The sequence below is a fragment of the Providencia sp. wls1916 genome (assembly GCF_009706585.1).
GTDB classification, from domain to species: Bacteria; Pseudomonadota; Gammaproteobacteria; order Enterobacterales; family Enterobacteriaceae; genus Providencia; species Providencia lanzhouensis.
This window is the reverse complement of the sequence record NZ_WLUL01000011.1, coordinates 200,439-211,600: the sequence shown is the minus strand read 5'-3', so window position 1 is coordinate 211,600 and position 11,162 is coordinate 200,439. Positions and strand designations below refer to the sequence as shown.

Sequence of the window (11,162 nt, the reverse complement as noted above, 5' to 3'; positions counted from 1 at the left end):
ATAATCAATGCATTAAAAAATTACGGACTCGGGTTCAACTCCCGCCAGCCCGCCAATTCATCATTAGCGGGCTTTTTTTATATCCTACGCAGCCTAATATAACCTAACTACCACAACCACTTTAGACTGCCTCCAACAACCCATCAATGATGCATCATTTCATGCACAATATCCTTACCGCTCATAGAATATGGATAATACGTTGGCCAATTATCTAATTGAGTCAATAAAGCCTCTTGAGATTCATTTCCCATATAGAGATGAAAATGCCCAGCTTTTTCTGGCGCAATAATATGATCACTAAATTGAATAAATTTAGGGGCTTGGCTATCTTTATCCTTACACTCAAATAAATAACGGACGCCCTTCTTACCTGAAGAATAATTTAAAACTCGGTAACCCGCGTAATCATATTGGCACTGAGAGACTTTATCCCCTCGGTGAAATTCAATAATATTATTCTCAATGCCAATCATATCCACATCAGTTTTATACCCTTTGGCATAATAATCTCGATATTCTTGCGCTGTTTTATCCTTATTCTTTGCAGCCTTATTCTGCATTACGGGATCTAACGTTCCATTAGCAAGATAAGGCTCCACAGATTGCCAAACACCATCCCAATCACTCAATTGACGGTCTTTAACATCACTATTATCAAAAATACCTTTTGCAGCATTGCGTTGTGCTTCCGTTTGCGGCTTATCATGATGATGTTCATGCGCCATCGCTGTGTAACTGAATAAACTAGTAAGCACAAGCAATGAAAGAATATTTTTTACCATCATTTTTCTTCTCTCGTTTGAACAAAATTCCCAAAACGCTTATTAAAGCGAGCAACATTCCCTTCCTGTGAATGGGTTTTCTGTTTCCCTGTATAAAACGGGTGTGAATGAGAGGACACATCGAGAAGAACATATGGATAACTTTGCCCTTCAAACTCAACAGTTCTCTCTGTTTTTATCGTCGACCCAACTTTGAAATACACATCAGCAGCGGTATCGTGAAAAATCACTGTCCGATAATCCGGATGAATATTCGGCTTCATAGCCCCTCCAATTGTTATGTTATAATATAACAATAATATTTTTTTTCATCGTTGACTACTCTTTTTTAGCCTTAATATTTATATGGTTTATTCAGTTTATTGTTGGCTGATGATTAAAAATACCAAACAGTACGATCGGAAAGCCAAACGAGGACGATGAAACAAATCCAAAGTTGATGGTAAAAATTGCAGTCAATGATGAGTAATGAAAGCGTTTAATGATCAATAGCAATTCATTTTTATAAGAAGAGAATTAAGGTAGAAGCAATTCTAAACTCTCGATTTTGATAACAATTAATACTCCGCTATCGCCCTACCCATAGAAAATTCACCGTTCAAAACATCATGTTAACTATATATTTCTCATCAAGGGCTCCAACTTGACAGTATTTAATCCGACATAACTACTATTAAGTTACTATTTAGATAAAACAACTGTATTTTTGAATTGGTAAGGATAAACATCCGTATTTTATCGTATCGTTTACCTGAAAAATGACGCCCTGCTCTATGATTGTTTCATTAAATTTAATATAAGAATAAAGAAATAACCTAATTTAGTCTGAACTAAACAATTTTAATAAAAAAAACTAATGATTATTTTTATATCTTACTCGTCTACGCATTTGAGGTTTTATACTTATTTAATTAGAATTTTTGCCTATTGATGTTAAGCACTACTCAAACTTATATGTCATGAAGGAAATGAAAATGACAGGAAAATATCCTATTGCCAAAATAGTGGGGAGCAGAATAAAGAAACTTAGAAAAGAATACGGATTAACAGGAACAGAAGTAGCAGCGTATCTCAATGTGAGTCAACAACAGTATTCTCGTTATGAGCGTGGTATCAATAGAATTGATATAGATTCGCTCGTTATAATAGCTGACTTCTTCAAAATAAGTATACATTACTTCTTTGAAGACATCTCCATCGCACAAGTAAATAACAGAGCGGTGCAAGCAGAAATATATTAATAATGAATACCTGCATTCGAAGTTACGCTCTAAATTTTAAGGATCTCCTTATATTTATCCTATCATTTAACGAATAATCTATGCTCATATTTTCGGGCACTATAATTCATTAGAGTTAATGAACATTACGCTTCCATTAAATTACTGTGGTATCAATATATTGATACCACGTTATTAACCTGCTAAGGCACAGTCTTAGCCTATTAAAATTAGTATTACATAAAGGATTTAAAAATGAAAAAGACATTATTAACCACTTCAATTATCGCATTAACTTTAGGTGCGGCGTCGACTGCATTTGCAGCTGATGTAGGAAGCGGCACAATTGAATTTAATGGCACAGTGAATACCGGTGCTTGTACTATTGCACCTTCTTCAGTAAATAAAGAAGTTCAATTAGGTTCTGTACCAGTAGCATCATTGAAAACAGCCGGAGCACAAGGTCCAAACGTTGACTTCACATTAGAATTATCTGACTGCGTATTAGATCCAACTGAAAGTGAGACAGATTATTCTAAAGTTAAAGTAAGCTTTACTGGCCAAATGGATACCGCTGGTAACTTATGGGCGAGTACAGGTACGGCACAAAACGTAGGTGTCTTATTCCAAAATGATGCTGGTCAAAGCATCAAAACTGGCGACACTATTACTCAAAATCTGAACGCAGGTGCAAATACAATTCACTTATCTGCACGCATGCAAGCATTAGGTCAAGCAACTTCAGGTTCTGTTAAATCAACTGTTGCATACGTTTTAGATTATCAATAATTTTTAATATTACTATTCATTGTAATAAACTTTAATTAGTAATTAATTTACTGGATATGCTACGCCTAAAATTCATAGCATATCCAGTTATTATTTAAATAAAAACCTATAACAATAATACTTTTTATATAATATTCCGGTCAATTAAAATGAACAAATTTAAACAAAACATAGTGACGAGTTTAATATCTAGCTTATTTTTATATTCAAACTATGTAAATGCAGACTCTGTTCAATTTAATCAGGATGCTTTATCTATTTCTGGTGATACAAATATTGACTTGAGTTCATTTGAAAAAAATCACTCACAGGAAGGCGCTTATTTTTCTAACGTATCAATTAACGGTAGAAGGACAAACTTTTTTGATAAAATTGACTTCTTTAATAAAGAAGGATCTATACAACCCTGCATTTCACAAAAAATAATAGATGTTATTGGCTTAAAAGAAGAGTTCATCAATAAAATACCAACATGGTCAGATGGCCAGTGCTATGATTTATCAGCACAGGACGATAATATTTCATCACTCTTTGATGATGAAAAGCAAGAACTTTCATTATCAATACCGCAAGCTTATTTCCTATACTCAGATGAAAACTGGGTGCCGCCTATGCAACGTGAAGTAGGCATTAATGCACTAGTATTTGACTATAATATAGTAGAAAACTACATAAAATATAAGAATGCTCAAGATACAAATAACTTAAGCTCATTTGGTGCCATTGGTACAAATATGGGACGTTGGAGATTCCGTAGTAACTATCAATTCCAAAAAGATTTTAATAATAGCAACAATGATAGTTTTAAATGGGTTCAAACCTATCTTTTTACTGATTTACCTGACTTATCAGCTAAGTTCTTTGTAGGAAAATATTATACAGCTAGCCAGATTTTTGATTCTGTACGCTTTAATGGCGTAAGTGTTTTCACTGACGACAATATGCTGCCATCAATTCTAAGAGGTTATGCACCAAATATAACCGGTACAGCAACCAGTAACGCGACTGTCGTTATTTCTCAGAATGGACGTATATTAAGCCAAGTAAAGGTTGCTCCAGGACCTTTTTCTATTGATAACTTGAGTTCTGCTTTATCGGGTACCTTAGACATCAAAATTACGGAAGAAGATGGTTCTGTTAGAGAGTACCAAATATCATCAACTAACATTCCATTTTTAACTCGACCAGGTATGTTTCAATATAAATTAAATGCCGGTCGATTAGCACCAATGGGTGAAAATAATGTTGATAATGATTTTATTTCAACCGAATTTTCTTGGGGATTATTTAATAACTTATCCGTTTTTGGTGGTTTATTTTCAACATCAGATAGTGAATATATTGCTTATAATGCGGGTCTAGGTATAAACATGGAGCGCTTAGGTGCAATATCATTTGATATTACACAGTCTAAAAATCGCTTACATACTACAAATTCAAGTACAGGTGAAAGCTATAGAATCAATTATGCAAAACGATTCTCTAACTCCAGTCGACTCGATTTAACTGGATATCAGTTCTCAAATGAAGGATTCATGTCCGTTAATAATTTTATTTATACGAAAGGTAATCCATCGAACCATCATTTTCGCCAGAAAAATGTTTTTACAACATCATTTACTCAGCAAATACCTGATTTCAATGCTGATGTAAGCTTAAGTTATTCAAGAGAAAGTTATTGGAATGAACCTAAAAACAACGATACTTTAAGTGTATCGTTTAATAAAACAATTAAAAATGACTTTTTTGATAATGCGCTTTTATCATTATCAGTCAGTGAAAGTAGTTATGTGAGAGGAAGTAAATCTAAGCAGGCTTATCTTTCATTAAGTATTCCTTTTGTTGGCGAAAAGAATTCGCGATTACAATATTTTAGTTCATACAATGACCAAGATAAAAAATACAGTAATAATGTTAATTACCATACAAAAATCGATAGCAATAATTTAAGCCTGGGACTTTCGACAAGAGACTTTTTTGAAAATACAACGATAAACGCATCTGCATCTCGTGATACCCAATATGGGACAGCACAGATAACGGGTTCATTTGGTGATGATTATCGTACATTAAGCGGAACGCTAGATGGCTCATTAACAATTACAAGCCAAGGTCCTGTTTTACATAGAAGAGTCTATGACAATCAAGCAAGAATGGTGATTGATACCGATAATGCTAAAGATGTTTCAATCAATCAAAACGAGTCAATTACAAATAGATTTGGCTTAGCGGCAATTAGTAATGTGCCGACATATTACAAATCAACTCAATATGTTGATCTGAATAATATACCTGAAAATGTCAGTGTGGATGATAGCGTCATTGAATCAACTTTAACTGATGGTGCCGTCGGTTATGCAAAACTCAATACGATTATTGGCGAAAAAGCATTAATTACCATCAAGTTTCCTGATGGAAAAACACCACCGTTTGGAGCTTTAGTTTATGACTCAGCAAAAGATACCGTATTAGGTATGGTTGCTGAGAATGGTCAAGTTTATTTAACCGGAATTCAACCGAACCAAAAATTAATCGTTAAATGGAATGGTGGGCAATCATGTCAGTTAGTGACGGATAGCCAGATCATTCAAAATATCAATAATGTGATTTGTAATAAAGAATAAAATATTATGAAAAAATTTAAATTAATTATCAGTAGCTTATTACTAGTTAGTGCATATACACATGCATCAATTTCAGCAGACCGTACACGAGTCATTTATAATGAAGCCAGCAAAGGCGTTAGCATTGTTGTAGAAAATACTGACAGTAAAGACCCTTTTTTAGTTCAATCTTGGATTGAAGATGAAAATAGCCATAAAATTTCTGATCCATTAATAGCATTGCCATTATTGCAGCGTATTGAGCCCAATCAAAAGAAGCAAGTCAGGATCAGCACTACGAAAAATAATTTGAAAGCTCCAAGTGATAAAGAATCATTATTCTATTTTAATGTACTAGGAATACCGCCAAAAAGTGAACTAGAGAATGCGGTTGAAATTGTTATTCAATCTAGATTTAAACTTTTTTATCGACCAACAGGATTGAAAAAATACCCTGATAATAACTGGCAAAAAGAATTAAAAATTGAAAAAAGTGGTAATTCATTAAAGTTAACAAATCCAACTCCTTACCATGTTGTGATTATTAACATTAATGATAATGCGAGTAAAGTTGAAAATTTCCAAGAAATAGTTATTAAACCAAATAGTAATGCCAGCTACTCCTTGAATGATAAAAAAATAAAGTCATCCAACATGGTATTAACGTATATTGATGATTATGGAACACCAAAACTATTAAATTACACCTGCCAAAGTGCAACATGTTCATTAGTTAATGAAAAATAGGAAGAGATCATGACACCCTATTTTAATAAAGTAGTATCAATTATTATAATTTCGCTTTCGTTTTTAAGCTTTAATGCACTTGGAGCCGTAGCAAACTGCAAACCCGCGGCTGGTGGAACATCGATACAACAAGATATTAAATTTGATATTACAAGCAATAGTAGCGCTATAACAACCGGAACACAATTAGCGACTGCATTATCTTCTTTTATGTCTTTACAATGTGATTTTACAGGAAGCGTAGCTACACCTAATCACGTTTATTTTAAAAATGTTGTTCCTCAACAAACTAAAACACTATTAATAAATAGCGGCGTTACCGTTACTCAGCAAAGCGCAATTGGTGGGGGTACAATTGCAACAATTACCAACGCCAGCGTACCTAATATTGACTTAGGATATTGGAGCCAACCTTCAGTAGGCACTGCTGTAAATATTGGTATCATGTATAATTTTGCCGTCCTAAAAGGTAGTAATGCATTAAAACCATTTGATACAGGTAATTTTTTATTAGGTTATCATGAAGATTATCAAGGTAAATATATTGGTGCTCCTGTATATGCACATATCATTGGTAATTTAACGTTACTCTGCCCTACTCCTGAAGTCAGTGTGACTACATCAAATGGAGGAACTGTTGGCTTTGGTACTATTTCGCCAAAACAAATGAATGCTGGGGAAGTTGTCAGCCGTACATTTAATATAGGCATGTCAGTTCCACAAAATTGTGAAACAGGGTTAAATGTATCTGTTCGATTTGAACCAAATAATAATTCTATATTGGGAAATAAATACCTTGATATGGGAAATGGATTACAGACCGTAATTAAAAGTAATTCAACCGAACTCGAATTTAACCAAAATTATGCTATTGGCGAAATTAAACCGCAATCACCTGTAAATGTGCCATACACTGCAACCTTAAGTCAAATTAGCGGGCGCTCAATTACGTCTGGTCCATTTTCTAAAACAATACGTGTCGTAGTTTCTTATTAGTAATTCGAGGCATCTGTGATAACTGCGTTTTTATCATTAATGCCTTTCTTTAAAAATAGCCCTAAATAGACGATCGTTATTTGACATTTTTTGGGTGTTGCTGTACTAAGTACAAGTACACATAATAAGGAGTAACTTAGATGAAAAAGTTAACCTTAGCCTTAGTTGATGACCACCCGATTGTCTTATCAGGCTTAAAAGAAACACTATCCCAATCACACAACTTATCCATCGAAGGTGCATTTACCAGCGATGCTGAGTTGTTTTCTTTTTTAAATCACCATACTGTTGATGTCATTGTTACTGACTATATGATGCCCAATAACACGCAATCAAGTGATGGGCAAAATTATATCCAATTTCTACAGCGTAAATACCCAAATACAGCGTTAGTGGTATTAACGATGATATCTAACCCCATGATTATTCAAACGTTATACGATAACAATGTCAATGCGGTTGTCTCGAAGGAAGCGCCACTACCAGAGCTAATCAAAGCCATTACCTTAGCGGGTCAAGGAAAACAATACCGTCAACCTATTGCAGATTTAACGACAACAATAAAAAGCCGTAAAGCTTCGACCCTTGATGAAAGAGTGAAAACACTCTCGCCTCGAGAGTTAGAAGTATTGCGCTTATTTGTTCAGGGAAAACCGATTGTTGAAATCGCCAAATTGCTCAATAGAAGTGATAAAACCATTAGTCTGCAAAAAAATGCAGCCATGCGTAAATTAGGTGTTGAAAATAACCAAGCTCTAATCAGTTATTGCATTACACACCATTTGTTTGACTAAGCTTATTTAGCCAAAACGTTAATTCATCGCAAATCACTTTATAGGTATCGGCTATGTTTAAGTTTGGTTTTTCCATATTCAACAACTCTTCAAGCACGTGAAGTCTACTAGCAAGTTCACGCTGTTCCACGCTCACTAATGCGCCCCGAATACGATGTGACAGCTGTTTTACTGCCTCTATGTTATTATTTTTCACCGCTTCGCAAAGATCATGAATATCAACAGTAAAATGTTGAATAATATTATCTCGGTCATTGCTATCAAGTGGGTTAATAAATACCATAGTGGCAGAATCAGAGAGAAGCGTAGAAGAATAGGTAGGGAAGAAACGGTTGAATAATTGCGCTAAAGTATCTAGTTCAATTGGCTTAACTAACCAGGTATCCATCCCTGCGGCTAAACAGCGTTCTTCTTCATCCTTCAAACCATTTGCCGTAACACCAACAATCGGGCAAGTTTCACCTTCACTCCGCAGCTGTTTAGTTAACTCATACCCATTACGGTAAGGCATATTGACGTCAGTTAAAACAATATCAATGACTTCATTATCCCAAATAACTAAGGCCTCTTCGCCATCGCTAGCCATAAAGACTTCGCAACCAAGTAATTCTAACTGCTCTTGCAGTATAACCTGATTTATTGGGTTATCTTCTGCAACTAAAACACGCAATGAGTATTCATTCGCATAAGATGGTGTCTGTTGAATTGGACAGCTTAAAGGCAATATTGAATTTTCATCATTTTGCAGTAAAAAAAGCTGTTGATTTAATTCAGATAAACGGAAGCTTGCTTCATCACTTATCCATATTTTCCCTTGCCAATTTTTAGGTAATGAAAAGTTCTCGATTAAAATACTTACGGCAATGACCAATGATGAGTCTTCAGGCAACTCAGCCTCTGTGAAATAGACTTTTGCTCCCCAACGAGTTAGCCAATCATACACATTGTTGGTTAGTAGAGGATCTATTGTCCGCAGCCAAATATGTGAACCCGTTAAACTCTTCCAATGTATATTGTTGTGATCTAGTTCTAACGGCAATGTCACTTTAAAAGAGCTACCATGCATCAGCTCGCTTGCTACGCTGATTTCGCCCCCCATCAGCTTGACTAATTTTGAGCAGATAAATAAACCTAAGCCTGTTCCTCCGTAGGTATGGTCTCCAGAGTGTGCTTGATAGAAAGGTTCAAATAACTTTTCTTGTTCTTCTTTACTAATTCCAACGCCAGTATCGTTTACAAACAATATGATATTGTTATTGTCACCATTTTTTAATTCAATCGTCACTTTACCATGATGTGTAAACTTAATAGCGTTACTGACTAGGTTACCAAATATTTGTTGTAATCGTGCTGAGTCACCAATTCTAATGGCATAGATATTAGGATCAATAATGGCAAATAACTGAAGTTTCTTCTGTTGAGCTAGGCCTTGATATAACTGAACGGTTTGCTGTATTAAATCGAGTAGGTCAAATGACTGGTGTTGAATATGAATTTGATTGGCTTCTATTTTACTGATATCAAGAATATCCCCGATAAGATGCATTAATAAATGCGATGTTGTAGACATTCTATCAAGAAAATGTTTTTGCTTAGGAGTTAATGCTGTATTTTCTAATAATTCTAATGTCCCAATAATACCATAAAGCGGAGTTCGTATTTCATGGCTCATCGTGGCTAAAAAGGTTGATTTAGCTTGGTTAGCTTCTTCAGCTAAACGCTTAGCATGATTAAGCTGTGCTTCTGTTTCTGCTTGTATAGTGATATCAGTAAATGCACATAAAATAACTGGGCGTTGCTGATAATGAGTTGCAGTGCTAACAATATAGATAGCGTGCTTCCCTGATTTTAAAACAGTCGTAACCTGCTTCTGATCAGAAATAACACGGCGAAGTAATTCATTATATTCAATAGAATCATAAGGATGAGAAGTATCTGGAATTTTTAACCAGTGCTGAGCTAGTTCATTAGCAAAACGAAGTCCTAGTGTTTCTTTATCAATAACACAAAGCCCTATCGGTGTGGTTGCAATCAATGTTTGATTGAACTCTTCACTTTCTAAAATAACTTGTTGTGAATGTACCGCAGGCTGTAATATTTTTTTATGGTACCAATGTTTATAACCCCAGCCGCAGAAAATACTAAACAGAAGAGATATAACAAGGCTAATTGGCAACCATAAGTTATCTTCAAAAAATGCGGCATAACTAATTCGGTAATAGCCCACCCAATCTGTATTTTCAAAACTTAATTTCATCACCAAGCCATTTTGTGTATAAAAAATACCTTCTAATGGCTCAACAGGAACAGCTGACTCTCCCAATAATAGGCCAAAATCTTCATGCAAAAGCCAGAATTCATGCCTCAATGTTGGGTTTAACATTTTCTCTAGCATACTAAGATGATCTTTACTTAACAGAGAAACTGCATAAATATCTTTTGGTGAAAGATGAGCACTTTGCCACAAATCAGCATTGAAGCCTGCTGGAACAATGCCCATTAAATTATTTTTAAAATTTTCTGCTTTTAGCCAAATAACTGGGGGTTCTTGCTCGTCTTGTTTTATATCAGCAAACTGCTTATTTATTAATGATAAATTTTTTCTAACACTATCGGTTACTGAGCGAAATAATTCAGGCGAAATAGCCTCTCCCCCCATTAAAGTACCAACCGATGGAACGCTAATGCTAATATAGTCATGCTCGTTAACAAAAAATACAGCAGCGGCTGGATAGTATGAGCGCCCCCAAAATGTGGAGTAAAAATCTGCTAAATAAGCCCCTAATGAAAATAAAATACTCGGAACTCTGGAGCACTCTAAATTGGTTCCACAAGCTAAAGTGAATGGCATAGCAACGATAGACTCTTTACCTTCTAATAGTCTTAATGGCCATTCTTTCGGTAAAAATTGATCATTGATGGAGTAAGTTCGACTTTCAAGCAGTTCAGATAAATCTTGATTCTGTTTATTTAGTGCTTTTAAAAAAGTTTCTTGTTCAATCAAATAACCAATAAAAGATTTGAATTCAACTTCTAAACGCCTGGTTTCTTGCTGAACAATCCTATCAGCACTCCAAAATAATGTTGTGATTAATACAAATAAAAGAGGCAGAGTAACTGTTAATATACTATTAGTACGCCCAGAACTGCGCGTTATACGAGAAAAAGCAGTTGGTGATTTATTTGGCATCGTACTATTCTCTGCTATGACAGGGACAATCCAATATA

The 11,162-nt window shown here is 34.9% G+C and carries 9 protein-coding genes; 6 read left to right on the top strand and 3 right to left on the bottom strand.

The genetic code is table 11. From position 1 onward, the window contains the following. Positions 1–143: 143 nt before the first annotated feature. Both zinT and GKR61_RS07735 read right to left on the bottom strand, forming a co-directional pair. Entirely contained in the window at positions 144–785 is a 642-nt protein-coding gene (gene zinT / locus GKR61_RS07740; RefSeq protein WP_410431442.1) for a metal-binding protein ZinT, read from the bottom strand. Then, positions 785–1,048, bottom strand: coding sequence for a type B 50S ribosomal protein L31 (locus GKR61_RS07735; protein ID WP_036951056.1), 264 nt, complete (start codon positions 1,046–1,048; stop codon positions 785–787). Before GKR61_RS07735 ends, zinT begins: the two co-directional genes overlap by 1 nt. A 711-nt stretch (positions 1,049–1,759) precedes the next feature. Between GKR61_RS07735 and GKR61_RS07730 the strand changes: the two genes are divergently transcribed. The 6 genes from GKR61_RS07730 to GKR61_RS07705 all read left to right on the top strand — a co-directional run bounded on the left by GKR61_RS07730 (position 1,760) and on the right by GKR61_RS07705 (position 7,934). Beyond that, positions 1,760–2,026, top strand: coding sequence for a helix-turn-helix domain-containing protein (locus tag GKR61_RS07730; RefSeq protein WP_036951058.1), 267 nt, complete (start codon positions 1,760–1,762; stop codon positions 2,024–2,026). Positions 2,027–2,260: 234 nt separating this feature from the next. Continuing rightward, complete coding sequence (locus tag GKR61_RS07725) at positions 2,261–2,794, top strand: fimbrial protein (protein WP_036951059.1); 534 nt, start codon at positions 2,261–2,263, stop codon at positions 2,792–2,794. Between the two features lie 149 nt (positions 2,795–2,943). Next, complete coding sequence (locus GKR61_RS07720) at positions 2,944–5,418, top strand: fimbria/pilus outer membrane usher protein (protein WP_154639702.1); 2,475 nt, start codon at positions 2,944–2,946, stop codon at positions 5,416–5,418. 6 nt (positions 5,419–5,424) lie between these two features. Continuing rightward, complete coding sequence (locus GKR61_RS07715) at positions 5,425–6,144, top strand: fimbrial biogenesis chaperone (protein WP_036951062.1); 720 nt, start codon at positions 5,425–5,427, stop codon at positions 6,142–6,144. Positions 6,145–6,153: 9 nt separating this feature from the next. Next, positions 6,154–7,140: a fimbrial protein gene (locus GKR61_RS07710; RefSeq protein WP_154600022.1), complete on the top strand. Its 987-nt coding sequence runs from the start codon at positions 6,154–6,156 to the stop codon at positions 7,138–7,140. A 140-nt stretch (positions 7,141–7,280) separates the two neighbouring features. After that, positions 7,281–7,934, top strand: a complete 654-nt coding sequence (locus GKR61_RS07705) for a response regulator transcription factor (RefSeq protein ID WP_036951066.1) — start codon at positions 7,281–7,283, stop codon at positions 7,932–7,934. Here the strand turns inward: GKR61_RS07705 and GKR61_RS07700 are convergent. Next, the gene (locus GKR61_RS07700; protein WP_036951068.1) at positions 7,912–11,124 is read right to left on the bottom strand and encodes an ATP-binding protein; all 3,213 of its coding nucleotides are present in this window, start codon (positions 11,122–11,124) and stop codon (positions 7,912–7,914) included. The genes GKR61_RS07705 and GKR61_RS07700 overlap by 23 nt on opposite strands. Positions 11,125–11,162 lie beyond the last annotated feature (38 nt).